Consider the following 24,624-nt stretch of genomic DNA (forward strand, 5'->3'; position numbering starts at 1 on the left):
TGAGTCCCATCAAGTGGAGAGGCGCGCCATGGAGCTGATTGCATGCAATCCGCAGGTCCTCCTCGAACGGGCCCGGGGCGCTCTTCTCGGACTCGCGGTGGGTGACGCGCTCGGCGCCCCCGCGGAGAACATGAAGCCCTCGGAGATCCGGGCGAAGTGGGGCCGGATCGAGGGCTTCGTCTCGGACGACCCGGCGGGCACGGACGATACGGAGTACGCGATCTTCTCGGGCCTGCTGCTGGCCCGCCACGGGTCGGCGCTGACGGTCGCCCACGTCGAACGGGCGTGGCACCACTGGATCGCGGACCTGGACGAAGGCCCCTTCCGCGGCGCGGGCTTCTCGGAGCGCGGCACCCTGGAGAACCTCCGCCGGGGCCTGGCCGCCCCGATCTCCGCCCAGCACCGGCACGCCTGGTCGGACGGTCTGGCCATGCGTGCGGCCCCCTTCGGCGTCTTCGCGGCCGGCCGCCCGGCCGAAGCGGCCCGGCTCGTCGCCATCGACGGCTGCGTCAGCCACGACGGCGAGGGCATCTACGGCGGCCAGGCCGTCGCGGCCGGGGTCGCGGCGGCGATGGCCGGGGGCTCCGCGGCCTCCGTCATCTCGGCGGCCCTCTCCGTCATCCCCTCGGACTCCTGGACGGCCCGCTCCCTGCGCCGGGCCGTGACGGCCGCCCCGCGCGGCGAGCGGGCGGTCCGCTCGGCGGTGGTCATCGGCGGCTACCCCTGGACGGACCTGGCCCCGGAGGCGGTCGGCCTCGCCTTCGGCGCGTTCGCCGCATGCGCCGGCGACTTCGCCTCATCCGTCCTCATGGCGGTCAACATGGGCCGCGACGCGGACACCACGGCGGCCGTCGCGGGCGCGCTCGCCGGAGCGATGGCCGGCGCCCCCGCCATCCCGGCCGCCTGGTCCTCGGCGATCGGCCCGGTCCGCGGAAGCTGCCTCCCCTCGATGCGCGGCTACCACGTCCTGGACATCGCGGACCTCCTCACCCCGGAAACCGAGACCCCCCGATGACCCTCACCCCGACACCCGCCTCCCCGACACCCGCCCCCCTCCAGCCGGACACCCCACCCCTGAAAGCCACCACCCTGACCGACCCACCCCCACAGGACCCCGCCACCACCACCGACCGGTCCCCCCGGGGCGACACCCGCCCGGAGCCGCCCCCGGAGGGCGACACCCGCACCGAGCCGGACCGCCGGAACGACTCCCCGCCCGTGCCGACCCCGACCCCGGGCGCCGGTGCACAGTCCGCCGCCGTACGCGGTGCAGCCGCCCCGGGGGTGGCAGGCCTGCCGGATCCGGCAGGCGGCCGGGAAGTCCCCGGGGAGCCGGGCGAGCCCGTCGCCCTGCCGGAACCGGCCGACGGCCCGGGCGGGCCCGGGGTGCCCGGCACGCCCGTCGCCGCGGGCGGCCGGCCCGAATCGGCCCGGGGCCCGGGCACGCGAGCGCCCGAGTTCCTTCGCACCGCGACCGCGGTACGGGGCGGCGCCGCGACCGGGGCACGGAGCGACGCCGCCACCGCGGTACGGGGCAGCGCCGCGGCCGGGGTACGGAGCGACGCCGCCACCGCGGTACGGGGCGGCGCCGCGACCGGGGCACGGAGCGACGCCGCCACCGGGTCCGCGGCAGTGTCGGCCCCGGCCGCGCCGGTCCGGGGGCCCGGGGGCCTGCCCCCGGTTTCGGGAAGGGGTGGGTACGGGGAGAGTCCCCCCGCCCCGCAGCCGCCCTCCGCCGGGCCCGACGCCCCGCCCCAGGGCACGCAGGCCCGTACCGCCGGTCCGGTACGCACCCCCGGCCGGGGAGCCCGGGACGGCACCCCGCCCCCGTACGGGAGCCCCTCCGGGAACGCCCCGGCGACCGGCGCCGCGAACGGGGCCGCGCAGCCCCGTACCGCCCCGGCGGAGGCCGCGCGCGGCCCGCTCACCGCCCCGTCGGGGCCGGCCACCCCGCGGGACGCCCAGCCACGCACGGCCCCGGACCCGGCCACCGCCGAACCCCGCACACAGGCGGCCCCCGGGCCCGCCCCCGCAGGCCCCCGCCGGATCGAGGGTCTGCTCCTCGGGCTCGCCGCAGGCGACGCCGCCGGCTGGCCCGCGGCCCGCCACCGGGCCAGCCGCATGCCCGAGTGGACCCGCCGCCTCACCCGCGAGCTCGACACCTTCGCCGAGCAGAACGCCACCACCACCCTCCCCGTCCCCATCGCCCTCAACCAGCCCCCGGAACCGCTCCGCCTCGGCCCCTCCGACGACGCCGAATGGGCCGCCTTCGCCGCCGAGTCCGTCCTCACCGCCGCCGGAGTCCTGCTCAGCGACCTCTCCCGGTCCCGCCGCATGCGCGCCGCCATCGACCTCGCCTGGAACGCCCTGGCCAGCGAGGTCGCCGCGGCAGCGGAACGCGCACCCGAGGTCGAGTCCGCCGTCCTCCCCCTCCGCGCCCGGATCTCCGTCCGCGCCGGCCTCGGCAACCTCGCCGCCGGCCTGCGCCCGCCCGCCACCGGCCACGACAACCCGCACTACTTCGACGACGCCGCCTGCATCCGGGCCTGCGTCCTCGCCGTCGTCCACCCCGGGGATCCCGAAGCCGCCGCGGACCTCGCCGAGTTCGACGCCCGCTACACCCAGGACGGCGACGGGGTGCACGGCGCCCGCGCCATGGCCGCCGCCATCGCCACCGCCCTCGCGAGCACCGGAACCTGCACCGCCTCCGACACCGACGCCGCCGTCGACGCGGCCCTCGCGCAGCTCCCGGAGTCCACCGAGATCGGCCGCAACGCCCGGCACGCGGTGAAACTCGCCCGCGCCGAGAGGGGCGCGGCCGGCGGAGCCTTCGCCATCGTCCCGCTCCTGGAGCACCAGATCGTCGACCACGTCTACAGCTACGGGATCGCCGCCGCGGAGACCGTCCCCGTGGCCCTCGCCCTCGCCACCGCCGCCCGCGGCCGGGTCGGCGAGGCGGTCCCGGCCGCCGCCTGCCTGTCGCGCGTCGCGGACTCCGCCCCCGCCCTCGCCGGTGCGCTGACCGGCGCGCTCGGCGGCGGCGACTCGCTCCCCGCCGCCTGGCGCGAAGCGTGCCGCACCCTCTCCGGCTGCGCCCTCCCCCGCCTCGCGGGCACCGACCTCGTCGAACTGGCCGCGCTGCTCACCCGTACGGAACTCACCTCACCCAAGCCCCAAGGAAAGCCCCGGACATGACGACCCTGACCCCCGTGGACCCCACTCCCACCCCCCACCCCCGCACCACCTCCCCCACCCTGGACGACCGGATCACCGGCGCCCTCGTCGGCGCGGCCGTCGGCGACGCGCTGGGCGGCCCGGTGGAGGGCTGGACCCCGGAACAGATCGTGGAGCGGCACGGCGGCCGGGTGCGCGGCATCGTCGGCCCGTGGCACGAGGACTGGCGTACGGCCCGCCCGATCGCGCCGTACCACAAGGGCGACGGCCACGTCACCGACGACACCCTGATGACGCACGCGCTGGTACGGGTCTACGAGGCCGTACGGGACCACCTGGACGCGTACGCGGTCGCCGAGCACCTGGTGCCGGACCTGATGACGACCCCCCGCTGGATCCCGGAACTGGAGGCGGACGCCCTCCCCCTCCAGCGGATCTTCCTCGCCGAGAAGTGGATCGTGACCCGGCTGCACTACGCGCACGCGGACCCGCGGGAGGCGGGCAACGGCAACATCGTCAACTGCGGCGCGGCGATGTACATGGCGCCGGTCGGCCTCGTCAACGCGGGCAACCCGGCCGGGGCGTACGCGGAGGCGCTGGACGTCACGGGCGCGCACCAGTCCTCGTACGGGCGGGAGGCGGCGGGGGTCTTCGCGGCGGCGGTCGCGGCGGCGTGCGTCCCGGGCGCGACGGCCGCCTCGGTCGTCGACACCGCCCTCTCCCTGGCCAAGGACGGCACCCGCGCGGCCATCGCGGCGGTCTGCGAAGTCGCCGCCCGCCACCGGGACTTCGAGTCGGCGCTGGCTCCCCTGCGGGCGGCGGTCGCCCCGTACGACTCGGTCGGCCCGGACTACCGCGCCCCGTCCCTGGGCGCGCGGCGCCCCTCGCGCCTCCATTCCATCGAGGAACTCCCGGTGGCGCTCGGCATGCTGCTGGTCGCCGACGGCTGCTACGAGACCTCCGTGCTCGGCGCGGTGAACTACGGCCGGGACTGCGACTCCATCGCGACCATGGCCGGTGCGATCGCGGGCGCCCTGTCGGGCGCTTCTGCCGTCCCCGCGGCCTGGGCGGACCGGGTCGCGGAGGCCAGCCGCCTGGACCTGCGCGCACCGGCCGTCTCCCTGGCCGCGGTGACCCGGGAGGTCTTCGCCCGCGACCGCTCCCGCCGCCACTCCCACGAAGCCGCCTTCGCAACCCTGACGGCCCCCCGATGACCCCCACCCCCCCGACACCCCAGCCGACTCCCCCGGCCCCAGCGTCGCCCCCGCCGAGGTCCGCTTCCCCGGCACCGGCGGCCCCGGCGGCCCCGCCGCCACCGTCGAAGGCCGCCACAGCGGCCCCGCCTGGGAGCCCGGCCCAGGCCATGCGCACGGCCCCACCGACGTCGGCTTCCCCGCCCCAGGCCCCGGGCACCCGCGCACCCTGGTCGCCTTCCCCGACCCAGGTCACGCGCGCGGCCCGGCCGACGTCCGCTTCCCCGCCGTCGGCCCCGGCCCCGGGCACCCACGGAGCCGCGGGATCAGGGACTCCCGGCTCGGCCCCGCCTACGCCCGCTCCCGGACCGGCGGCCCGCGGCCCGGCCCGGGCCGGGGGCGAGTTTTCCCCCACCCCGCCCCTTCCCGAAACCAGGGGCGCGCCCCTGGACCCCGGCCGCCTGGGCCTGCCCGCCTCGAACGGCGACACGTGCCCCGCCACCGGAACGGACCTGCTCGCCCCGGACCTCGAAATGGCCCCGGCCGGCGAGACAGGCCCAGCCCCCGGACGGGGGCGGCCCGCCCGGGACGGCGAAACGGTCCCCGCCCTCGGACGGGGGCGGCCCACCCCGGACGGCGAAACGGTCCCCGCCCCCGGACCAGGCCTGCCCGCCCGGGACGGCGAAGCGGCCCCGGCCGGCGGATCCGGATCCGGCGGGCCCGTCCGGCTGACCTGGGTCCAGCCCGAGGACCTGGTCGGCCACGAGTTCCGGCAGGCGGCCGAGGACGGCCGCGGGGAGGCCGCGGAGCCCTTGCTGCGCGTCTGGCTCGCGGCGGGCGGCCACCTAGCCCCGGCCCGGGCGGGCGCCTCCCCCACCCCGGCCCCGCCGGAACTCCGCGCCCTGGCAACCGACCTCCTGACGGCCCTCGCGGCCCTCCCCACACCCACCGACCCGGCCCCTTGGCCCGACCCCCCGGGGTCCAGGGGCCTGCCCCTGGTTCCGGGAAGGGGTGGGGTGGGGGAACTCCCCACCACCACCCCGCACCGCCACCCCGAACCCGAAACCGAGACCGGGTCCATGCCCCAGACCGGGGCCGAGGCCGTGCCCGAGGTCAGGACCATGCCCGAGGCCGGGACCGGGGCCACGGCCAAAGCCGGAGCCGTACCCAGGGCCGAGGCCGTACCCGAGGTCAGGACCGAGGCCGTGACCATGCCCGGGGCCGGGGCCGGGGCCGGGGCCGGGGCCGTGCCCGGGGCCGAGGCCGTGCCCGAGGCCGGGGCCGTGCCCGAGGCCGGGGCCGTGCCCGAGGCCGGGGCCGCGCCCGAGGCCGGGGCCGCGCCCAGGGCCCTGGACCGCTTCGCAGGAGCACCGGCGGGCGTCGTCGTCGGCGGGGCCGGGCTGCGTCGCAGGCTGGAGGCCGCATGGGTCGGGCGGGCCGTCGGGTGTGTGCTGGGGAAGCCCGTGGAGAAGCTGCCCCTGGACGGGATCCGCGCCCTGGCCCGGGCCGCCGGGAACTGGCCGCTCGACGACTGGTTCACCGAGCGCGGCGTACCACCGGAGGTGCTCGCCGCCCACCCCTGGAACCGCCGCTCCGCGCCCACCTCCCTCGCCGAGAACATCGACGGCGCCCCCGAGGACGACGACCTCAACTACCCCCTCCTCGGCCTGCTCCTGCTGCAGCGCCACGGCAAGGGCTTCACCACCGCCGACGTCGGCCGGCTCTGGCTCGACGAGCTCCCGGCCGGCCGGACGTTCACCGCGGAGCGGGTCGCGTACCGCAATCTGCTGCAAGGGCTGGAACCCCCCGCCACCGCCACCCACCACAACCCCTTCCGCGAATGGATCGGCGCCCTGATCCGCGCCGACGTCCACGGCTGGACCAACCCGGGCGCCCCGGCCGCCGCCGCGGCCCAGGCGTACCGGGACGCCGCCCTCACCCACACCGGCAACGGCGTGCACGCCGCCACGTTCGTGGCCGCCGCCACCGCCACCGCGGCCACCGGGCGGGCCGACGTGCACACCGCGCTCCGGGCCGGCCTGGCCGTCGTACCGCCCCGTTCGCGCCTCGCCGAGGCCGTCCGCTTCGGGATCCGGGCGGCATCGGACGCGCGGAGCACCGCCGCCGGCTTCGATACCGTCGTGGACCTGCTCCACGCCCGCTACGGCCACTACCACTGGGTCCACGCCGTCCCCAACGCCGCCGTGATCGCCGCCGCCCTCACCCACGCCGACGGGGATTTCACCCACTCCGTCTGCCGCGCCGTCTCCGGTGGCTGGGACACCGACTCCAACGGCGCCACCGCGGGCGCCCTCGCCGGGCTGATCGCCGGTTCCCCCGACGCCATCCCGCACCGCTGGACCGCCCCGCTGAAGAACCGCCTCGCCACCACCGTCCCCGGCTTCGACGGCATCGGCTTCGACGCCCTCGCCCACCTCACCGCACAGGAGGCAGCCCGCTCATGACGGCCATCGCCGTGCTCGGCAGTACCAACATGGACCTCGTCGCCTACGTGGCCAAGGCCCCCCGCCTCGGGGAGACCGTCACCGGCCGCTCCTTCCGCACCGTCCCCGGCGGCAAGGGCGCCAACCAGGCCGTCGCCGCCGCCCGTTCGGGCGGGGAGGTGGTGATGATCGGCGCGGTCGGGGCCGACGAGTTCGGCGTACGGCTGCGCTCCGCGCTCACCGGCGCCGGGGTCGGGACGGCTGCCCTGCGCACCGTCGAGGGCGCCAGCGGCACCGCTCACATCACCGTGGACGACGAGGGCGGCAACAGCATCATCGTCATCCCCGGCGCCAACGCCCGCGTCACCTCCCTGGAGCCGGGCGACGCCGCCCGCATCGGCGCCGCCGACTCCCTGCTCCTCCAGCTCGAACTGCCCCTGGAGGCCGTGCTCGCGGGCGCGCTGGCCGCCCGCGCCCACGGCGTCCGGACCATCCTCACCCCGGCCCCCGCCCAGCCGCTGCCCGCCGAACTCCTCGCCGCGACCGACCTGTTGGTCCCCAACGAGCACGAGGCCGCCGCGCTCACCGGGCTCACCGACGTCCACCTGGCCGCGGCGGCCCTGCTCCAGGACGTGCCGGAGGTGGTCGTCACCCTCGGCGCGGCCGGGGTGCTGTACGCCGCCCGCGGCCGTGAGCCGCTGACGGTGCCCGCGCCGCAGGTACGGGCCGTGGACACCACCGCCGCCGGAGACACCTTCGTCGGCGCGCTCGCCGTGGCCCTGGGCGAGGGCCGGCCGATGCCCGAGGCCCTGCGGTGGGCTTCGGCGGCCGCCGCGCTGTCCGTGCAGCTCCCCGGCGCCCAGGACTCGATGCCGACCCGCGCCCGGACCGACGCCGCCTTCGCCCTGGCCGGCCACGAACCCGCCCCCGCTGCCGGGCCCGATGCCCCGCCCCGGCCCGATGCCCCGCCCGGACCCCGCGCCGGCGCCCCGCGGCCCGACGGCGGCTCGGGAGCCGCCTCGTGAACCCCACCGACCGGGACACCGCCGCCGCCCCGCCCCTGCGCGGACTCCGCGTCCTCGACCTCGCCACCCTCTTCGCCGGTCCCCTCGCCGCCACCCTCCTCGGCGACTTCGGCGCCGAGGTCGTCAAGGTCGAGCACCCGACCCGCCCCGACCCCTCGCGCGGCCACGGCCCCGCCAAGGACGGCGTCGGCCTCTGGTGGAAGCTGCTCGGCCGCAACAAGCGGACGATGACCCTCGATCTGTCCACGCCCGGCGGCCACGACACCCTGCTGCGCCTCGTCGCCACCGCCGACGTGGTGATCGAGAACTTCCGCCCCGGAACCCTGGAGCGCTGGGGTCTGGGCTGGCCCGAACTGTCCGCCGCGAACCCGCGGCTGATCCTGACCCGCGTGACGGCATTCGGCCAGGAGGGCCCGTACGCCCACCGCCCCGGCTTCGGCACCCTCGCGGAGGCGATGAGCGGCTTCGCGGCGATCACCGGGGAGCCGGAGGGGCCGCCGACGCTGCCGCCGTTCGGGCTCGCGGACTCGATCGCCGCGCTGACCACCGCGTACGCCGTGATGGCGGCGCTCGCCGGACGCGACCGCACCGGGCACGGACAGGTGGTGGACCTCGCGATCATCGAGCCGATCCTGACCGTCCTCGGGCCGCACCCGCTCTGGTACGACCAGCTCGGCTACGTCCAGCCGCGCACGGGCAACCGGTCCACCAACAACGCTCCCCGCAACACCTACCGCAGCCTGGACGGCCGCTGGCTGGCGGTCTCCACCTCGGCCCAGTCCATCGCCGAGCGCGTGATGCGGCTCGTGGGACGGCCGGAACTGATCTCCGAGCCGTGGTTCGCGTCGGGCTCCGGCCGGGCCGGCCACGCGGACGTGCTCGACGAGGCGGTCGGCGGCTGGATCGCCCGCCACAAGGCGGACGAGGTGACGGCCGCCTTCGAGGAGGCCGAGGCCGCGGTCGCGCTGGTCTACGACGTACGGGACGTCATGGCCGATCCGCAGTACGCGGCCCTGGACACGATCACCGAGGTCGAGGACCCGGAGCTGGGCCCGATCCGCATGCAGAACGTCCTCTTCCGGCTCTCGGAAACCCCGGGCTCCATCCGCTGGGCGGGCCGCCCGCACGGGGCCGACACCGATGCCGTCCTCGCCGAGATCGGCCTCTCCCCGGCCGAGATCACCGCTCTCCGCACGGAAGGGGCCCTGTGATCCTGACCTGGCTCTACGTACCCGGCGACCGCCCGGAGGTGGTGGCCAAGGCCCTGCACGCCGGGGCCGACGCCGTCATCGTGGACCTGGAGGACGCGGTGTCGGCCTCCCGCAAGGAGTACGCCCGCGCCGCCACCACCGAACTGCTCGGCGACGGGCACCCGGTACCGGTCCACGTCCGCGTCAACGCCCTGGACTCCCCCTGGGGCGGCGCCGACCTCAGCGCGCTGACCGGGCTCCGGGGCCTCGCCGGGCTGCGCCTGCCCAAGATCTCCGCGCCGGAGCAGATCGTCGCCACCGCCGACCGCACCGCCGGGGTGGCCCTGTACGCCCTGCTGGAATCGGCGATCGGCGTGGAACGGGCCTACGAGATCGCCCGCGCGCACCCCGCCCTGCGCGGGCTGTCCCTGGGCGAGGCCGACCTGCGGGCCGACCTGGGCGTCACCGCGGAGTCGGGCCTGGACTGGCCGCGCTCCCGGGTGGTGGTCGCGGCCCGCGCGGCCGGACTGGCGCCGCCGGCCCAGTCGGTGTTCCCCGACATCCGGAACCTGGAGGCACTGGCGGCCTCCTGCGCCCGGGGCCGGGCCCTCGGATTCCTGGGGCGCGCGGCGATCCACCCGCGCCAGCTCCCGGTGATCGAGCGGGCCTACCTGCCCGGCCCGGCGGAGGTCAGCGCCGCCGAGGAGATCGTGGCCGCGGCCCGCCGCACCCCGGGCGCGGTGGCCCTGCCCGACGGCCGCTTCGTCGACCCGGCGATGCTGGCGGGCGCGGAACGGGTCGTGGCCCTGGCCCGCCGGGACGCGCCGGTACTCTCCTGATCGACAAGGCGCTGGCGCGCTGAGCGGGGGGATTTCGATGGCAGTTCTGAATGTGCACGAGCGCGTACTCCAGGCGGACGGGCAGCGGGTCGGCGTACTCGTCGACGCGCTGGCCTCCGGGCCGGCCGATCTGCTCTGGCCGAGCCGCTCCTGGCCTTCGCTGCGGCTGGACCCGGGCCTGGAGGTGGGCGCGAGGGGTGGCCACGGGCCGATCCGGTACACGATGTCGGCCTACGAGCCGGGGGTGCGGGCCCGCTTCGAGTTCACCGGCCCGCGCGGTTTCGACGGCTACCACGAGTTCACCGTCCGGCCGCTGGAGGACGGCGAGCGGACGGTGCTGCGGCACACCATCGTGATGAGCACGCGCGGTCCGGCGCGGGTCAGCTGGCCGCTGCTGTTCCGGTGGCTGCACGACGCATGGGCCGAGGACCTCCTCGACCGCGCCGAGCTGGCCTGCTCCGGCACGGTCGCGCGGCCCGCGCGCTGGAGCCCGTACGTCCGCCTGCTGCGCGGGGTGATCACGCGGCTGCCGCGCCGGTGAACGGAAAACGGGAGGGGCGCCGCGCGGATGCGCGGCGCCCCTCCCGTTCGACCGTTGCTCCGGTCAGAGCTTCTTGGCCCCGGGGGCCTCGGCCTTGTCCTTGTCCGTGTCCTTGCCGTCGGCTTCGCCCTCGGCGTCCGCCGGCTCGGCATCGGCCTTGGCTTCGTCCTCGGCATCGGCCTTGGCATCGGCCGTGACTTCGTCCTCGGGCTCTCCCGTGACCTCGGCCTTGTCCTTGGCATCGGCCACAGCCTTGGCCTTGACCTTGGCCTTGTCGCCCTCGGCTCCGGCCTCGCCGGCCGGGGTGTCCCCGTCCTTGGCGCCGGCCACGGCGTCAGCGTCAGCGTCAGCGTCCGGTTCGACGGTCTCCTCGCGGCCCGGCCGCAGCTTCGCCGACAGCACCAGGTAGACGACGGCGAGCACGAAGACGACGATCGAGGTCCAGACGTTGAGCCGCAGGCCGAGGATGTGGTGGGCCTCGTCGACCCGCATGTACTCGATCCAGCCGCGCCCCACGCAGTACGCGGCGACGTAGAGCGCGAACGCCCGCCCGTGGCCGAGCTTGAAGCGGCGGTCGGCCCAGATCACCAGCAGGGCGACACCGACGCACCACAGGGACTCGTAGAGGAAGGTCGGGTGGTAGGTCCCGGCGACCCGGTTCGGGCCGTCGGTGATCTCCACCGCCCACGGCAGATCGGTGGCGCGGCCGTACAGCTCCTGGTTGAACCAGTTGCCCCAGCGTCCGCAGGCCTGGGCCAGCGCGATGCCGGGGGCCAGGGCGTCGGCCCAGGCCGGCAGCGGGATGCCCCGCCTGCGACAGCCGATCCAGGCACCGACCGCGCCCAGCGCGATGGCGCCCCAGATGCCGAGGCCGCCCTCCCAGATCTTGAAGGCGTCGACCCAGTTGCGGCCCTCGCCGAAGTAGAGCTGGTAGTCGGTGATCACGTGGTAGAGGCGACCGCCGACCAGGCCGAACGGCACCGCCCACACGGCAATGTCCGCGACCGTGCCCGGCTTACCGCCGCGCGCGATCCAGCGCTTGTTGCCGAGCCAGACGGCGACGAAGACGCCGATGATGATGCAGAACGCGTAGCCGCGCAGCGGGATCGGCCCGAGATGGAGCACGCCCGTCGACGGACTGGGAATGAAGGCAAGGTTCATGGCAAGAGCCGACGCTACCTTGCCGGACGGTGGGGACCGCAACCCGCCCGGCAAGCTGCTCCCGAATCGAGACGGCCGTCAGTGCCCCATGGGCATGCCCGCGTGGTCCGGGGAGGCGTCGGCGGAGCCCGAACCGCCCGTGCCCGACCGGCCCGCCGAGCGCGCGGCCGGGGACGAGGAGGAGCCCGAGGGGGCGCCCGAGCGGCCGGAGGAGGCCTTCGCCGAGCCCGACGCGGACGGCGACGCGGACCCGGACCCCGACTTGGATCCGGCTCCGGACTTGGAGTTGGACTTGGCCGGGGAGCCGGATGCCGACGGGGACGGGGACGGGGAGCCCTTCGCCGCGCCCGGGCCGCCCTTGCCGGCCGCCTCCACCTTCTCCTTGAGCTTCTGCGGGGTCAGCGGGTTTGCCTGGTCCCCGAAGATGTCCTTGCCGTCGAGGAGCACGGTCGGGGTCCCGCGGAACTTGCCCGCGCGGAAGGCCTCCTGCGATGTGTTCACCCAGCTGTCGTGCGTCCCGTCCTCGACGCACGTGCGGAACGCGGCGGTGTCCAGTCCGTCGACCTTCCCGGCCAGCTCCAGCAGCTTGGCGTTGTTGCCGAAGGCGTCGTTGGTCTCCTCGGGCTGATTGTCGAAGAGCACGTCGTGGTACGGGGCGAACTTCCCGGAGTCCTGCGCGCAGGCCGCCGCGTTGGCGCTCTTGAGCGAGCCGGTGCCGCCCATGTTCCCGTCGATCAGGGTGACGAGGTGGTACTCGACCTTGAGGAGGCCCTTGGCCTCGAGCTCGTGGATGGTGTCGCGGTAGTTGGTCTCGAAGGCCTTGCAGGCCGGGCAGCGGAAGTCCTCCCACACGGTCAGCGTGGAGGGGGCCCCGTCCTTGCCGGTCTGGATGGCTAGCGCGTCCTTGCCCGTGGCCCCGGACGGGGCGACGAGCGGGCCGCCCTTGGCGGAGGATCCGCCCTTGCCCGTGTTCGCCGCGATCAGGCCGACGACGGCCGCCAGCCCGAGTACGCCGACCACCGCCGCCGACACGACGAGGGTGCGCCGGCGCTTGTCCCTCGCCTTCTGCTTCTCGCGCTCCACCTGGAGTCGCTCGCGGGCCGATCGTTTCGTCGCATCGCGGTTCGCACCGTCGTTCATGTCGCTCACGTTCGGCCAAACGAAGCAGGGAGGCACTCTCGTGCCTCCCTGCCCCTACTTCCACCCGATCGGGCTACAGAACCCGCTCAGGGGTCCGGCTGCCCTTTCGAACGCGCCGCCCGTCAGCTCCGGCGCACGCCCTCGGCGAGCTCGCCCGCCAGTGCCTGGACGGCGGCCAGCCCGGCGGGCAGGTCCGGCGCGTCGAGCAGCAGCTTCACGAAGGCGGAGCCGACGATCACGCCGTCGGCGAAGCCGGCGACCTCCTTGGCCTGGGCGGCGTTGGAGACGCCCAGTCCCACGCAGACCGGCAGGTCGCTGGTGGCGCGGGTACGGCGCACCAGGTCGGCGGCCTGGTTGCCGACGGACTCGCGGGTGCCGGTGACGCCCATGAGCGAAGCGGCGTAGACGAAGCCCGAGCCGGCCGCCGTGATGGTGGCGAGGCGCTCGTCCTTGCTGCTGGGGGCCACGACGAAAACGGTCGCCAGACCGTGCTTGGCCGCGTGCTCGCGCCACAGCGCGGACTCCTGGACCGGCAGGTCGGGCAGGATGCAGCCCGCACCGCCGGCTTCGGCGAGCTCGGCGGTGAACCGCTCGACGCCGTAGCGGTCGATGGGGTTCCAGTACGTCATGACCAGGATCGGGGCGCCGGTCGCCTCGTACGCCTCGCGGACGGTCCGCAGCGTGTCGGCGATCTTGACGCCGCCGCGCAGGGCGATGTCGTCGGCGGTCTGGATGATCGCGCCGTCCAGGACCGGGTCGCTGTGCGGGAGGCCGATCTCGACCACGTCCGCGCCGCCGGCGATGACGGCCTTGACGGCCTCGATGGCCCCGTCCACGGTCGGGAAGCCGGCCGGGAGGTAGGCGACGAGGGCCGCGCGGTCCTCGGACTTCGCCTTGGCGAGGGTCGCCGACAGGAGTTCGATGGTGCCGCTCACTTGGACTCCCCCTCGGAGGCGTTGGCGTCGTACAGGTCGAAGTAGCGGGCGGCGGTGTCCATGTCCTTGTCGCCGCGGCCGGACAGGTTGACGACGAGGAGGCCGTCCTTGCCGAGCTCCTTGCCGAGGTCCAGCGCGCCCGCGAGGGCGTGCGCCGACTCGATGGCCGGAATGATGCCCTCGGTGCGCGAGAGGAGGCGCAGGGCCTGCATCGCCTGGTCGTCGGTGACCGCGCGGTACTCGGCGCGGCCGGCGTCCTTGAGGTAGGAGTGCTCGGGGCCGATGCCCGGGTAGTCCAGACCGGCCGAGATGGAGTACGGCTCGGTGATCTGGCCCTCCTCGTCCTGCAGGACGTAGGAGCGCGATCCGTGCAGGATGCCGGGCTCGCCCGCGGTCAGGGTGGCCGCGTGCTCACCGGTTTCCACGCCGTGTCCGGCGGGCTCGAAGCCGACCAGGCGGACGTCGGCGTCCGGGATGAAGGCGTGGAAGAGGCCGATGGCGTTGGAGCCGCCGCCGACGCAGGCCGCGACGGCGTCGGGCAGGCGTCCGGCGCGCTCCAGGATCTGGCGGCGGGCCTCGACGCCGATGACCCGGTGGAAGTCGCGGACCATGGCGGGGAAGGGGTGGGGACCCGCGACCGTGCCGAAGAGGTAGTGGGTGCGGTCCACGTTGGCGACCCAGTCGCGGAACGCCTCGTTGATGGCGTCCTTCAGGGTCCGGGAGCCGGACTTCACCGCGATGACCTCGGCGCCCAGGATGCGCATGCGGGCCACGTTGAGGGCCTGGCGCTGGGTGTCGATCTCGCCCATGTAGATGGTGCACTCGAGGCCGAACAGGGCGCAGGCGGTGGCGGTGGCCACGCCGTGCTGGCCGGCGCCGGTCTCGGCGATGACACGGGTCTTGCCCATGCGCTTGGTGAGCAGCGCCTGGCCCAGCACGTTGTTGATCTTGTGCGAGCCGGTGTGGTTCAGGTCCTCGCGCTTGAGGAAGATCCGCGCCCCGCCCGCGTGCTCGGCGAACCGCGGCACCTCGGTCAGGGAGCTGGGACGGCCGGTGTAGTTGACCATCAGGTCGTTGAGCTCGGCCGCGAAGGCCGGGTCGCCCTTGGCCTTCTCGTACTCGACGGCGACCTCGTCCACGGCGGCGACGAGCGCCTCCGGGATGAACTTGCCGCCGAAGTCGCCGAAGTAGCCCTCGGCGTTGGGGATGTGACCCTCGGGGTCCGGGATGAAGAAACTGCTGGCGCTGGACATGCCCAGGTACTCCTACGGATGCGACGCGGATGTCTTCACCGTATTGCGCCGTCCGCCCGCTGTGCGCACACCCCGCTGGGGCATGGGCGCACGAGGGTGCGGAGCGGCCCGTCCCGGAGCCGGCGGCTCGGGGGGCGGACCGTAAGGGGACGCCGACGGACACGGGTGTACGACGTACACCGTCCGGCGGGCCTCGTTACGACGCGACTCCGGGTCGCCATCGCATGCCGTTGACCTGACCGGGCTCCGAGCCGATCACGTACCGGACCCGCCGCCCGCGCACGCGCCGGGCCGGGGCGCGGCAGCCGCGAGGGCGGCAGCCGCGCGCCAGCGGCGCGTGCGCCGTCGGCACACCGGCCAGGCCGGAGCCCGGTCGGGTGCGGACGGAGGGGCGGTTTCGGGCCATGGGTGCGGGTCAGCTCCGCCCGTGGCGCAGGGCGGGGTGGGCGCCGGCGGCGACGAGGTCGGCCACGGCCGACTTCGGGTCGCGGCCGGTCACCAGGGACTCCCCGACGAGGACGGCGTCGGCGCCCTCGTTCGCATAGGCGATCAGGTCGTGCGGCCCGCGGATGCCGGACTCGGCAACCTTGACGATGTGGGCCGGGATCTCTCCGACGACGCGCTCGAAGGTGGAGCGGTCGACCTTGAGGTCCTTGAGGTTGCGGGCGTTGACGCCGATGATCTTGGCACCGGCGGCGACCGCGCGCTCCACTTCCTCCTCGTCGTGGACCTCGACGAGCGGGGTGAGGCCGATGGACTCGGCCCGCTCGATGAGGGAGACGAGGGCCTCCTGCTCCAGGGCCGCGACGATCAGCAGCACGAGGTCGGCGCCGTAGGCGCGGGCCTCCCACAGCTGGTACGCCGTGACGATGAAGTCCTTGCGCAGGATCGGGATGTCCACGCGGGCGCGGACGGCCTCCAGGTCGGCCAGCGAGCCACCGAAACGACGCTGCTCGGTGAGGACGGAAATGACCGCCGCACCGCCCGCTTCGTAGTCGGCGGCGAGCCCGGCCGGATCGGCGATGGCGGCCAGCGCACCCTTGGAGGGGCTGGAGCGCTTGACCTCGCAGATCACCTTGACGCTGTCGCCGCGCAGGGCAGCGACGCCGTCCTTGGCCTGGGGCGCCTTGGCGGCACGCTCCTTGAGCTCGTCGAGGCTGACGCGCGCCTGCCGTTCGGCAAGGTCTTCGCGGACCCCTTCGATGATCTCGTCGAGCACACTCACGCGAGCGGCCCCCTTCCGGGTCGATGACGGTCGGCCGCCTTGCAGACACGTACAACTGCAAGGTCAGCAGTTCAAATGGTATCCGCAGGACGCCTTGCCCTCCGCACGCGGTTGACGGCGTCCCATTAAATGGACATCCGGAATCTTTACTTCAGCTATACCTCAGGGCGCCAGGAAAGAGCCCGTGGGCAGGTTCCGGACAACGGAGAAGATCAGGGCCACCGCGCCCATCCCCCACCAGTACAACGGCCGTACGACGAGCCTCCGGGCCGGTACCCCCCGATAGGCGCGAACCAGCCACAGGACCATGAAACCGGCGAAGAAGAAGTACCCGGCGACCGCCAGGGCATTTGCCCCGAAAGCTGTCACGAGATCGCCATGGGCGAACGCGTGCGCGCTGCGCAGCCCTCCGCAGCCCGGGCACAGGACCCCGGTCAGCCGGAACAGCGGGCAGGCCGGGTAGTGGCCGGGTTCGTTCGGATCCACGGTCCCCACGTACGCGAGCGCCGCGGCGGCCGCGGCCAGCGTGAGCGCCGGACGCACCAGCCGGCCGGCCCGGGAAACGGGCGCGGGCGCGGGGGGCGGTGCGAGGTCGGTCGTTCCTGAGGAGGCGTCCACCCGCTGATTCTCTCCGCTCATGACAAAAGGCGCAGCCCGACAGGGCCGCGCCTTTCGAAAACCCGCGTACCGGCTGCCGCCCGGTCAGACCTTGGCGGCGACGCGGTTCGCGGCGATGACCTCGGAGAGGTCCTGGTGCGCGGCCTTCGGCGCACCCATGCCCGCGGCCTTCATCGCCGCGCCCACGACACCGCCGAGGACGACGACGACGAGGCCCGCGTAGAAGCCCAGCGGGTTCGCCAGCACCATGAAGGCGCCGGAGATGCAGAAACCGATGACCGCGATGATGACACCGGTCCAGGCGGCCGGGGTGTGTCCGTGGCTAGTGCCCGCCATGAGTTGCTCCTCGTACTCGGGTGTGCTCCGTCGCACGCCGCACGTGCTGTGTCGACGGTGCTGTGTTGAACGGTGCTGTCGAACGCTCGATGGTCATTGTCCCGTACCAGGCGGAGACCTCGTTCACGGGGTCGGCTCCGGGTCCGGGCGGTCGGGTACGGGGTCAGCGGTCCGAGTCCGGGCCGGTGGGGTCCTCGCCCCGGTCCAGAGCCTTCCACAAGTCCTCCGGCCGGTCCGGGTCCACCACGGCCGTCCTGCGGGGGCGCGGGCTGCCGTCGCGCTCGTAGCGGCCGCCCATCGTGGGCCAGGTGCTCCCGAAACGCAGCGCGAGCAGTCCGGCCAGCAGGATCAGCGCCCCGCCGGCGGCGGTCACGTAGGGCCATGCCGTCTGGGTCAGTCCGGCCACGTGGGCCGCGGTGTCCGCCGTCGTGCGGGCCGCCTGCGCGTCCAGGGCGCGCCGGCCGTCCGCGTTGGCCAGGGCGGCGGCGCCCGCGCCCAGGCCGCTCAGCGCGAGCAGCGCCGAGACCAGCAGCCGGCTCCTGCCGCGGACGGCGAAGACGGCGACCAGGGCGGCGAGCCCGACGATGGCCAGGGCGGCGGGCAGGCCGGTGACGGCCCGCCCGTCGGCGGTCACCGGCAGCGAGCCGCCGCCGATGGCGGCGACGCCCCGGGCCCAGACGCGGCCGGAGGCGAGCAGGACGACGGTGGCGCCGAGCGCGCCGAGCAGCAGGGCGACGGCAACGCTGCGGCGGCCGCCGCGGCCCGAGGGGGCCTCGGGCTCGGCGGCGGCATCGGCGTGTTCGTTTCGGGGCGGGGGTACGGCACTCACGTACCCCACTATCCCCTACGGCCTCAGGCGCCGTGGAGGCGGTTGGCCGCTGCCACCGCGCGCAGCACCGCGGCCGCCTTGTTGCGACACTCGGCGTCCTCCAGCTCGGGCACCGAGTCGGCGACGACCCCGGCGCCGGCCTGGACGTACGCCTTCCCGTCGCGCAGCAGCGCGGTGCGGATGGCGATGGCGGTGTCGGAGTCCCCGGCGAAGTCGAGGTAGCCGACGCAGCCGCCGTAGAGCCCGCGGCGGGTGGGCTCCAGCTCCTCGATGATCTGCATGGCGCGCGGCTTGGGCGCGCCGGACAGGGTGCCGGCCGGGAAGCAGGCGGTGAGCACGTCGAAGGCGGTCTTGCCCTCGGCGACGCGCCCGGTGACGGTGGAGACGATGTGCATCACGTGCGAGTACCGCTCGATGCTCATGAAGTCGACGACCTCCACCGATCCCGGCTCGCAGACCCGGCCGAGGTCGTTGCGGCCGAGGTCGACGAGCATGAGGTGCTCGGCGCGCTCCTTGGGGTCGGCCAGCAGCTCGTCGGCGAGCTCGTTGTCCTGCTGCGGGGTGGCGCCGCGGTGCCGGGTGCCGGCGATGGGGTGGACCATGGCCCGCCCGTCCTCGACCTTGACCAGCGCCTCGGGGCTGGACCCGACGACGTCGAAGCCGTTCTCGAAGCGGAAGAGGTACATGTACGGGGAGGGGTTGGTGGCCCGCAGCACCCGGTAGACGTCGAGCGCGGAGGCGCTGCACGGGGTCTCGAACCGCTGCGAGGGCACCACCTGGAAGGCCTCGCCGGCCCTGATCCGCTCCTTCACGTCCTCCACGGCGGCCTGGTACTTCTCGCCGCCCCAGAGCGCCGAGTACTCCGGCAGTCCGGAGTCGGGCAGCGGCATCGGCGCGTACGGGGCGGGCCGCGCGAGGTCGGCCTCCATGGCGTCGAGGCGCGAGACTGCGTCCGCGTAGGCCTCGTCCACGCCCGCGGCGAGGTCGTTGTGGTTGATGGCGTTGGCGATGAGCTGGACGGTGCCGTCCCAGTGGTCCAGGACCGCCAGGTCGGAGGTGAGCAGCATCGTCAGCTCGGGCAGCTGCAGGTCGTCCTCGGTGTGCTCGCCGATGCGCTCGAGGCGGCGCACGATGTCGTAGCCGAGGTAGCCGACCATGCCGCCGGTGAAGGGGGGCATGCCGGAGGCCAGGTCCCGGGGGGTGTGCAGGGCCTCCACGGTCTGCCGCAGGGCCTCCAGGGGGTCGCCGGAGGTCGGGACGCCGACGGGCGGGGTGCCGATCCAGTGCGCCTGGCCGTCCCGGACGGTGAGGGTGGAGGCGCTGCGGACGCCGACGAATGAGTAGCGCGACCAGGAGCGGCCGTTCTCGGCGGACTCCAGGAGGAACGTCCCGGGGCGTTCGGCGGCCAGCTTGCGGTAGAGCCCGACGGGCGTGTCACCGTCCGCCAGCAGCTTGCGGCTGACGGGGATGACGCGGCGGTCGGCCGCGAGCTTGCGGAACGTCTCAAGATCCATGGCGTGGGACCTTACCTATGATCGGCTTCGGCTATTCGGCTTCGGCGGTGGGGCCGGAGGGACCGGCCAGGGGCAGGACGTCGGCATCGAAACACGTCCGGGCACCGGTGTGGCAGGCCGCCCCGACCTGGTCCACCTGGACGAGCACGGTGTCGGCGTCGCAGTCGAGCGCGACGGACTTCACGTGCTGGAAGTGGCCGGACGTGTCCCCCTTCACCCAGTACTCCTGACGGCTGCGCGACCAGTACGTGCAGCGGCCGGTGGTCAGGGTGCGCTGCAGGGCCTCGTCGTCCATCCAGCCGAGCATGAGCACCTCACCGGTGTCGTACTGCTGGGCGATGGCCGGGACCAGACCGTCCGCGGAGCGCTTGAGGCGGTCGGCGATGGCGGGATCGAGGGAGGACGTACTCATGGGGCCATTGTGCCGGGCCGGGGGGACGATCATGGATCCCTGTCCGCCTGATGGGCAGCCACCGGGCCGGTTCCGGCCGTAGGCTGGCCCGCATGTCTACCCATGCGAAGCGTGAACGACTGCTGCTGGCCGACCTGTTGGAGTCGGCCGGACCGGAAGCGCCGACGCTGTGCGACGGCTGGCGGACGCGGGAGCTCGCCGCGCACGTGGTGGTCCGGGAGCGTCGCCCGGACGCGGCGGGCGGACTGCTGCTGAACGCGCTGAAGGCCCGCCTGGACCGGGCGATGGAGGAGTACGGGGCCAAGCCGTACGAGGAGCTCATCCAGTTGATCCGGACCGGGCCGCCGAAGATGTCCCTCTACGCGCTGAAGCAGATCGACGAGCTGGCGAACGCGGTGGAGTTCTACGTCCACTCCGAGGACGTCCGGCGCGCCCAGCCGGACTGGTCCCCGCGCCCCCTGGACCCTGTCTTCTCCGACTCCCTCTGGTCCCGCCTGGAGAAGCTGGCCCGCCTGACGGGCCGCCGCTCCCCGGTGGGCCTGGTCCTGCGCCGCCCGAACGGCCAGACGGCGGTGGCCCACAAGGGCGCGCCGGTGGTGACGGTGACCGGCGAGCCGGGAGAGCTGACGCTCTTCTGCTTCGGCCGCCAGGACGCTGCCGCGGTGGAACTGGACGGCCCGAAGGAAGCCATCGCGAAGCTCACGGTGGCCCAGCTGGGCATGTAGCCCGCGCTCCTTCTCCACGCAGCCCTCGCACCGCTGCGCGGGCTTCGGCCCGCTGCGCCGGACTCCGTCCGGCGCAGCGGGCCGAAGCCCGCGTCAGGAAGCGAAGGCGAGTTCCGCGCGGCGGACCGCTGGGGCCGAGGTGCCGACTATTGCGCCGGCCATGCTCACCGCCGCACCCGCCAGGAAGACCGGGGTCACGCCCCACAGGTCGGCGGCGAAGCCGAAGGCGGGGTAGGCCAGCGGGGCCAGGCCGACCGCCGTGAAGGCCATCACGGAGCTGACCCGCCCCAGGTACGAGGGGTCCGTGGCCGTCTGGATGAGGGCGATGGCCAAGCCTCCGCAGATCCCGCAGACGAGCCCCGTCAGCACGGCCAGGGCCACCGCCACCGGCAGGTTCGGGGCCAGGACCAGGCCGCCGATGCCCGCGGAGCCGATGATCAGGGTGAGGTTCTGGACCGCCCCGGCCCGCGGGAACCTGGGGATCAGGGTCAGTACCAGCGCGCTCGACGCCGCGCCCGCACCCATCCCGCCGATGATCCAGCCGACTCCGGCCGGCCCCCAGCCGCGCTCCTCGGAGACCAGGATCAGGCCGAGGGTCATCGGCGCGGACGTGCCGAGCTGGCTGAGTGCCCCCGACAGGACGAGGGGTCCGATCAGCCCGTGCCGCCGGATGTAGCCGAGTCCGGAGAGGAGCTGCTTCCAGGGAGACTCGGAGGAGGGAGCCGGCACCGAGCCGGGATCCGGAGCCGGCAGCGGAGCGATCCGTACGGCCACCAGCAGGACGAGCGAGACCCCGAACAGCGCCGAGGCCACCGCGAAGGCCGACGCCGGACCGCCCAGCCCCATCGCCAGCCCCGCCACCGGCGGCCCGGCGGTGTGCCCGACGCGTTCGGCGAGGCTGCGCAGCCCCTGGACCCGTACGAGCTGCCCGGGCCCCGCGATCCGCGGCGGCAGCGCGCCGACGGCCGGCATGAACAGGGCGTCGACGATGCCGAAGACCAGCGCGACGAGCACCAGGACCCACAGGCCCGGGGAGCCGAGGGCGAGGACGAGCGCCAGGGCCAGGACGACCCCGCACCGCACCGCGTCGGAGGAGATGACCACGAGCCGGGGGCCGAAGCGGTCGGCGATCACCCCGCCGCCCAGCATGAGCAGCGCCCTCGGTATCGCGCCGACCGCCATGACCAGGCCGACCTCGGCCGGGCCGGCCGTCTGGGCGGCCGCCCAGCCGAGGGCGAGGAAGTAGACCCCGTCCCCGACGAGCGAGGCCCCGTAGGCGGCCAGCCAGCGCAGGACGTTGCCGTCCCGCCACACGTTCCCGTTCACGAACCGGCCCCCCACGGGCGAAGCGAACTTCAGCGGACCGGGTGGCCCGCTTCCCTCAGCGCGTCCTTGACCTGGCCGATGCGCAGGTCTCCGAAGTGGAACACCGACGCCGCGAGCACCGCGTCGGCGCCCGCCGCGATCGCCGGCGGGAAGTGCGCGAGCTTGCCCGCGCCGCCCGAGGCGATCACCGGGACCGTGACGTGCTTGCGCACGGCCGCGATCATCTCGGTGTCGTAGCCGTCCTTGGTACCGTCCGCGTCCATCGAGTTCAACAGGATTTCCCCGGCGCCCAGCTCGGCCGCCCGGTGCGCCCACTCGACGGCGTCGATGCCGGCGCTCTGCCGGCCGCCGTGGGTGGTCACCTCGAAGGAGCCGGAGGCGGTGCGGCGCGCGTCGACCGACAGGACGAGCACCTGGCGGCCGAAGCGCTCCGCGATCTCCTGGATGAGCTCGGGCCGGGCGATGGCGGCGGTGTTCACGCCGACCTTGTCGGCGCCGGCCCGCAGCAGCTTGTCCACGTCGTCGGCGGTGCGGACGCCGCCGCCCACGGTCAGCGGGATGAAGACCTGCTCGGCGGTGCGGCGCACCACGTCGTAGGTGGTCTCCCGGTTCCCGGAGGAGGCGGTGATGTCGAGGAAGGTCAGCTCGTCGGCGCCTTCGGCGTCGTAGAGCTTGGCCATCTCGACGGGGTCGCCGGCGTCGCGCAGGTTCTGGAAGTTGACGCCCTTGACCACGCGGCCGTTGTCCACGTCCAGGCAGGGGATCACCCGTACGGCGAGGGTCATGCCGAGCCTCCCGCTACGGGGCCGAAGGCCTCGACCTCCACCTCGACGACCATGCTCGGGTCCACGAACCCGTTGACGATGATCAGCGTCGAGGCCGGGCGGATCTTGTCGAAGAGCTCGCTGTGGGCGCGGCCGACCTCGTCCACGTCACGGGCGTGCGTGAGGTAGAGGCGGGTGCGGACCACGTGCTCGGGGCCGAGCCCGGCCTGCTCCAGCGCGTTGAAGGCCACGGAGAAGGCCTTCTTCGTCTGGTCGTACGGACCGCCCGCGTCGGCCCCGGTGCATCCGGAGACCAGGACCAGCCCGTTGGGGAGCTGGACGGCGCGGGAGTAGCCGAGTACGTCCTCGTAGGCGCCGCCGGACGAGATGCGTCGGACCTCGGAACGGTTCGTGGAGCTGTTCTCGGAACTCATGCGGAGACCACCTTCAGGGCTTCTTCGAGCGTGAACGCCTTGGCGTACAGGGCCTTGCCTACGATGGCGCCCTCGACGCCGGCCCCGACGAGCCCGGCCAGTGCGCGCAGGTCGTCGAGGGAGGAGATGCCGCCGGAGGCGACGACGGGCCGGTCGGTGGCGGCGCAGACGTTCTTCAGCAGCTCCAGGTTGGGGCCGGTGAGGGTGCCGTCCTTGCCGATGTCGGTGACGACGTACCGGGCGCAGCCCTCGGAGTCCAGGCGCGCGAGGGTCTCGTAGAGGTCCCCGCCCTCGCTGGTCCAGCCGCGGCCCTTGAGGGTGGTGCCGCGTACGTCGAGGCCGACGGCGATCTTGTCGCCGTGCTCGGCGATGGCCTTGGCGGCCCACTCGGGGGTCTCCAGGGCGGCGGTGCCGAGGTTGACGCGGGTGCAGCCGGTGGCGAGGGCCGCGGCGAGCGAGGCGTCGTCGCGGATGCCGCCGGACAGTTCGACCTTGATGTCCATGGCGCCGGTGATCTCGGCGACGAGCGCGCGGTTGTCACCGGTGCCGAAGGCGGCGTCCAGGTCGACCAGGTGCAGCCATTCGGCGCCGGCGGCCTGCCAGGCGAGGGCGGCCTGGAGCGGGGAGCCGTAGGAGGTCTCGCTGCCGGAGACGCCGTGCACGAGGCGGACGGCCTGGCCGTCGCGGACGTCGACGGCGGGGAGCAGTTCGAGCTTCTTCGACGTCGTCATCACAGGGTCTCGATCCAGTTGGTGAGGAGCTGGGCGCCGGCGTCCCCGGACTTCTCGGGGTGGAACTGGGTGGCCCACAGGGCCCCGTTCTCCACCGCCGCGACGAACCGCTCGCCGTGCGTGGCCCAGGTGACCTTGGGGGCCTTGATCAGCGGGTTGGTGACTTCCAGCGACCAGTCGTGGGCCGCGTAGGAGTGCACGAAGTAGAAGCGGGCGTCCTCGTCCAGGCCGGCGAAGGCCTGGCTGTCGGCCGGCGCGTCCACGGTGTTCCAGCCCATGTGGGGGACGATCGGGGCCTGGAGCGGGCCGACCGTGCCGGGCCACTCGTCCAGTCCCTCGGTCTCCACGCCGTGCTCGATGCCCCGCTCGAAGAGGATCTGCATGCCCACGCAGATGCCCATGACCGGGCGGCCGCCGGAGAGCCGGCGGCCGATGATCCAGTCGCCGCGCGCGTCCTTGAGCCCCTGCATGCAGGCGGAGAAGGCTCCGACGCCGGGGACGAGGAGTCCGTCGGCGTCCATGGCCTTGTCGTAGTCGCGGGTGATCTCCACGTCCGCGCCTGCGCGCGCGAGGGCGCGCTCGGCGGAGCGGACGTTGCCGAAGCCGTAGTCGAAGACCACGACCTTCTTGGTGGGGCTGACTGCGCTCATTCCCAAATTCCCTGGATCCGCAGGACTCCGGCGACCAGGCACATCACGGAGCCGATGGCGAGCAGGGCGATGACCGAGGTGGGCATCTCCTGCTTCTTGAAGGAGTAGACGCCGCCGGCCAGGAACAGGCCGAGGACGATCAGGATCGTGTTGAGCCCGTTCACG

24 protein-coding genes and 2 pseudogenes are annotated in these 24,624 nt (G+C 74.4%); 9 read left to right on the forward strand and 17 right to left on the reverse strand.

Annotated elements, in window-relative coordinates:
* Positions 1–28: 28 nt before the first annotated feature.
* The 8 genes from ACODT5_RS27590 (at position 29) to ACODT5_RS27625 (ending at position 10,406) form a co-directional block, all read left to right on the forward strand.
* Complete coding sequence (locus tag ACODT5_RS27590; RefSeq protein WP_422521899.1) at positions 29–1,015, forward strand: ADP-ribosylglycohydrolase family protein; 987 nt, start codon at positions 29–31, stop codon at positions 1,013–1,015.
* Entirely contained in the window at positions 1,012–3,195 is a 2,184-nt protein-coding gene (locus ACODT5_RS27595) for an ADP-ribosylglycohydrolase family protein (RefSeq protein WP_422521900.1), read from the forward strand. The genes ACODT5_RS27590 and ACODT5_RS27595 overlap by 4 nt, the downstream gene beginning before the upstream one ends.
* Positions 3,192–4,388: an ADP-ribosylglycohydrolase family protein gene (locus ACODT5_RS27600; protein WP_422521901.1), complete on the forward strand. Its 1,197-nt coding sequence runs from the start codon at positions 3,192–3,194 to the stop codon at positions 4,386–4,388. Before ACODT5_RS27595 ends, ACODT5_RS27600 begins: the two co-directional genes overlap by 4 nt.
* A 1,058-nt stretch (positions 4,389–5,446) precedes the next feature.
* The gene (locus ACODT5_RS27605) at positions 5,447–6,832 is read left to right on the forward strand and encodes an ADP-ribosylglycohydrolase family protein (protein ID WP_422525056.1); all 1,386 of its coding nucleotides are present in this window, start codon (positions 5,447–5,449) and stop codon (positions 6,830–6,832) included.
* Positions 6,829–7,836, forward strand: a complete 1,008-nt coding sequence (rbsK, locus tag ACODT5_RS27610; RefSeq protein WP_422521902.1) for a ribokinase — start codon at positions 6,829–6,831, stop codon at positions 7,834–7,836. Before ACODT5_RS27605 ends, rbsK begins: the two co-directional genes overlap by 4 nt.
* Complete coding sequence (locus tag ACODT5_RS27615) at positions 7,833–9,047, forward strand: CaiB/BaiF CoA transferase family protein (RefSeq protein ID WP_422521903.1); 1,215 nt, start codon at positions 7,833–7,835, stop codon at positions 9,045–9,047. Before rbsK ends, ACODT5_RS27615 begins: the two co-directional genes overlap by 4 nt.
* Positions 9,044–9,865, forward strand: coding sequence for an HpcH/HpaI aldolase/citrate lyase family protein (locus ACODT5_RS27620; protein WP_422521904.1), 822 nt, complete (start codon positions 9,044–9,046; stop codon positions 9,863–9,865). The genes ACODT5_RS27615 and ACODT5_RS27620 overlap by 4 nt, the downstream gene beginning before the upstream one ends.
* A gap of 37 nt (positions 9,866–9,902) precedes the next feature.
* A complete protein-coding gene (locus tag ACODT5_RS27625) occupies positions 9,903–10,406 on the forward strand; it encodes an SRPBCC family protein (protein ID WP_422521905.1) in 504 nt (167 codons plus the stop codon).
* Positions 10,407–10,750: 344 nt separating this feature from the next.
* Here ACODT5_RS27625 and lgt read toward each other — a convergent pair.
* The 11 genes and pseudogenes from lgt to hisI form a co-directional block, all read right to left on the reverse strand.
* A pseudogene (gene lgt / locus ACODT5_RS27630) lies at positions 10,751–11,567 on the reverse strand (prolipoprotein diacylglyceryl transferase); the annotation flags it as partial.
* 354 nt (positions 11,568–11,921) lie between these two features.
* A pseudogene (locus ACODT5_RS27635) lies at positions 11,922–12,707 on the reverse strand (DsbA family protein); the annotation flags it as partial.
* 122 nt (positions 12,708–12,829) lie between these two features.
* A complete protein-coding gene (trpA, locus tag ACODT5_RS27640; protein ID WP_382981203.1) occupies positions 12,830–13,642 on the reverse strand; it encodes a tryptophan synthase subunit alpha in 813 nt (270 codons plus the stop codon).
* Positions 13,639–14,895: a tryptophan synthase subunit beta gene (gene trpB, locus ACODT5_RS27645; RefSeq protein ID WP_422521906.1), complete on the reverse strand. Its 1,257-nt coding sequence runs from the start codon at positions 14,893–14,895 to the stop codon at positions 13,639–13,641. Before trpB ends, trpA begins: the two co-directional genes overlap by 4 nt.
* Before the next feature lie 196 nt (positions 14,896–15,091).
* Positions 15,092–15,301, reverse strand: coding sequence for a tryptophan biosynthesis modulator TrpM (gene trpM / locus ACODT5_RS27650; protein ID WP_250743802.1), 210 nt, complete (start codon positions 15,299–15,301; stop codon positions 15,092–15,094).
* Between the two features lie 9 nt (positions 15,302–15,310).
* On the reverse strand, positions 15,311–16,120 hold the full coding sequence (gene trpC, locus ACODT5_RS27655) for an indole-3-glycerol phosphate synthase TrpC (protein ID WP_243330285.1): 810 nt from the start codon (positions 16,118–16,120) through the stop codon (positions 15,311–15,313).
* A gap of 162 nt (positions 16,121–16,282) precedes the next feature.
* The gene (locus ACODT5_RS27660; protein WP_422521907.1) at positions 16,283–16,759 is read right to left on the reverse strand and encodes a DUF2752 domain-containing protein; all 477 of its coding nucleotides are present in this window, start codon (positions 16,757–16,759) and stop codon (positions 16,283–16,285) included.
* 63 nt (positions 16,760–16,822) lie between these two features.
* On the reverse strand, positions 16,823–17,074 hold the full coding sequence (locus tag ACODT5_RS27665; protein WP_422521908.1) for an HGxxPAAW family protein: 252 nt from the start codon (positions 17,072–17,074) through the stop codon (positions 16,823–16,825).
* A gap of 163 nt (positions 17,075–17,237) precedes the next feature.
* Complete coding sequence (locus ACODT5_RS27670; protein WP_422521909.1) at positions 17,238–17,912, reverse strand: TIGR02234 family membrane protein; 675 nt, start codon at positions 17,910–17,912, stop codon at positions 17,238–17,240.
* Positions 17,913–17,926: 14 nt separating this feature from the next.
* A complete protein-coding gene (locus tag ACODT5_RS27675) occupies positions 17,927–19,417 on the reverse strand; it encodes an anthranilate synthase component I (RefSeq protein WP_422521910.1) in 1,491 nt (496 codons plus the stop codon).
* A 31-nt stretch (positions 19,418–19,448) separates the two neighbouring features.
* Positions 19,449–19,862, reverse strand: a complete 414-nt coding sequence (hisI, locus tag ACODT5_RS27680) for a phosphoribosyl-AMP cyclohydrolase (RefSeq protein ID WP_422521911.1) — start codon at positions 19,860–19,862, stop codon at positions 19,449–19,451.
* Positions 19,863–19,921: 59 nt separating this feature from the next.
* Here hisI and ACODT5_RS27685 point away from each other — a divergent pair, with 59 nt between their 5' ends.
* Positions 19,922–20,554 (forward strand): TIGR03085 family metal-binding protein, encoded by a 633-nt coding sequence (locus ACODT5_RS27685; protein WP_422521912.1) that lies wholly within the window; start codon positions 19,922–19,924, stop codon positions 20,552–20,554.
* Between the two features lie 93 nt (positions 20,555–20,647).
* Here the strand turns inward: ACODT5_RS27685 and ACODT5_RS27690 are convergent, their stop codons facing one another.
* Genes ACODT5_RS27690 through ACODT5_RS27715 form a run of 6 tightly spaced genes read right to left on the reverse strand, consistent with a single transcriptional unit; the run spans position 20,648 to position 24,623 of the window.
* Positions 20,648–21,880 (reverse strand): MFS transporter, encoded by a 1,233-nt coding sequence (locus ACODT5_RS27690; RefSeq protein ID WP_422521913.1) that lies wholly within the window; start codon positions 21,878–21,880, stop codon positions 20,648–20,650.
* Positions 21,881–21,909: 29 nt separating this feature from the next.
* Positions 21,910–22,665, reverse strand: a complete 756-nt coding sequence (gene hisF / locus ACODT5_RS27695) for an imidazole glycerol phosphate synthase subunit HisF (RefSeq protein WP_266909499.1) — start codon at positions 22,663–22,665, stop codon at positions 21,910–21,912.
* Positions 22,662–23,078, reverse strand: coding sequence for a RidA family protein (locus ACODT5_RS27700; RefSeq protein WP_422521914.1), 417 nt, complete (start codon positions 23,076–23,078; stop codon positions 22,662–22,664). The genes hisF and ACODT5_RS27700 overlap by 4 nt, the downstream gene beginning before the upstream one ends.
* Entirely contained in the window at positions 23,075–23,809 is a 735-nt protein-coding gene (priA, locus tag ACODT5_RS27705) for a bifunctional 1-(5-phosphoribosyl)-5-((5-phosphoribosylamino)methylideneamino)imidazole-4-carboxamide isomerase/phosphoribosylanthranilate isomerase PriA (RefSeq protein WP_385370929.1), read from the reverse strand. Before priA ends, ACODT5_RS27700 begins: the two co-directional genes overlap by 4 nt.
* Positions 23,809–24,459: an imidazole glycerol phosphate synthase subunit HisH gene (hisH, locus tag ACODT5_RS27710; protein WP_385370932.1), complete on the reverse strand. Its 651-nt coding sequence runs from the start codon at positions 24,457–24,459 to the stop codon at positions 23,809–23,811. The genes priA and hisH overlap by 1 nt, the downstream gene beginning before the upstream one ends.
* The gene (locus ACODT5_RS27715; RefSeq protein WP_243330269.1) at positions 24,456–24,623 is read right to left on the reverse strand and encodes a hypothetical protein; all 168 of its coding nucleotides are present in this window, start codon (positions 24,621–24,623) and stop codon (positions 24,456–24,458) included. Before ACODT5_RS27715 ends, hisH begins: the two co-directional genes overlap by 4 nt.
* Between the last annotated feature and the right edge of the window lies 1 nt (position 24,624).

The sequence above is a fragment of the Streptomyces tatrensis genome, from assembly GCF_049310065.1.
GTDB lineage: Bacteria > Actinomycetota > Actinomycetes > Streptomycetales > Streptomycetaceae > Streptomyces.